Annotated in this window: 1 protein-coding gene; it reads right to left on the minus strand. The window is 60.5% G+C overall.

Translation table 11 applies throughout. From position 1 onward, the window contains the following. Window positions 1-2: 2 nt before the first annotated feature. The gene (tuf, locus tag RHSP_RS17570; RefSeq protein ID WP_015339584.1) at window positions 3-1,178 is read right to left on the minus strand and encodes an elongation factor Tu; all 1,176 of its coding nucleotides are present in this window, start codon (window positions 1,176-1,178) and stop codon (window positions 3-5) included. Window positions 1,179-1,180 lie beyond the last annotated feature (2 nt).

Below are 1,180 nucleotides of genomic sequence, written 5' to 3' on the forward strand. Positions count from 1 at the left end.
AATTACTCGACGATGGAGGCAACGATGCCAGCGCCGACGGTACGGCCGCCTTCGCGGATCGCGAAGCGAAGCTTTTCTTCCATCGCGATCGGAACGATCAGCTCGACGGCAACGGTGACGTTGTCGCCAGGCATGACCATTTCCGTGCCTTCCGGAAGCGTGACGATGCCCGTCACGTCCGTCGTGCGGAAGTAGAACTGCGGACGGTAGTTCGTGAAGAACGGCGTATGACGGCCGCCTTCTTCCTTCGTCAGGATGTAGGCTTCGGCCATGAACTTCTTGTGCGGCTTGACAGAACCCGGCTTGCACAGGATCTGGCCACGCTCGACGCCGTCGCGGTTAACACCGCGAACCAGTGCGCCGATGTTGTCGCCGGCCTGGCCCTGGTCGAGCAGCTTGCGGAACATTTCAACGCCGGTAACCGTCGTCTTCGACGTCGGGCGGATGCCGACGATTTCGACTTCTTCACCAACCTTGACGATACCACGCTCGACGCGGCCGGTCACAACCGTACCACGGCCAGAGATCGAGAACACGTCTTCGATCGGCATCAGGAACGGCTGGTCGATCGGACGCTCCGGCGTCGGGATGTAGGCGTCAACCTGAGCCATCAGCTCGCGGATCGCGTCTTCGCCGATCTTCTTGTCGCTGTCTTCAAGAGCAGCAAGTGCCGAACCCTTGACGACCGGGATGTCGTCGCCCGGGAAGTCGTAGGACGACAGAAGTTCGCGAACTTCAAGCTCGACGAGCTCGAGAAGCTCGGCGTCGTCAACCTGGTCGACCTTGTTCAGGAACACCACGATCGCCGGAACGCCAACCTGGCGGGCGAGCAGGATGTGCTCGCGGGTCTGCGGCATCGGGCCGTCGGCTGCAGAGCAAACCAGGATCGCGCCGTCCATCTGCGCAGCACCCGTGATCATGTTCTTGACGTAGTCGGCGTGGCCGGGGCAGTCAACGTGAGCGTAGTGACGATTCGGCGTCTCATACTCAACGTGCGCCGTCGAGATCGTGATACCACGAGCCTTCTCTTCCGGCGCCGCGTCGATCTGGTCGTATGCCTTGAACTCGCCGAAGTACTTCGTGATCGCTGCCGTCAGAGACGTCTTGCCGTGGTCAACGTGCCCAATCGTACCAATGTTGACGTGCGGCTTATTGCGCTCAAACTTACTCTTTGCCATTT

The organism is Rhizobium freirei PRF 81 (assembly GCF_000359745.1).
Classification (GTDB): Bacteria; Pseudomonadota; Alphaproteobacteria; order Rhizobiales; family Rhizobiaceae; genus Rhizobium; species Rhizobium freirei.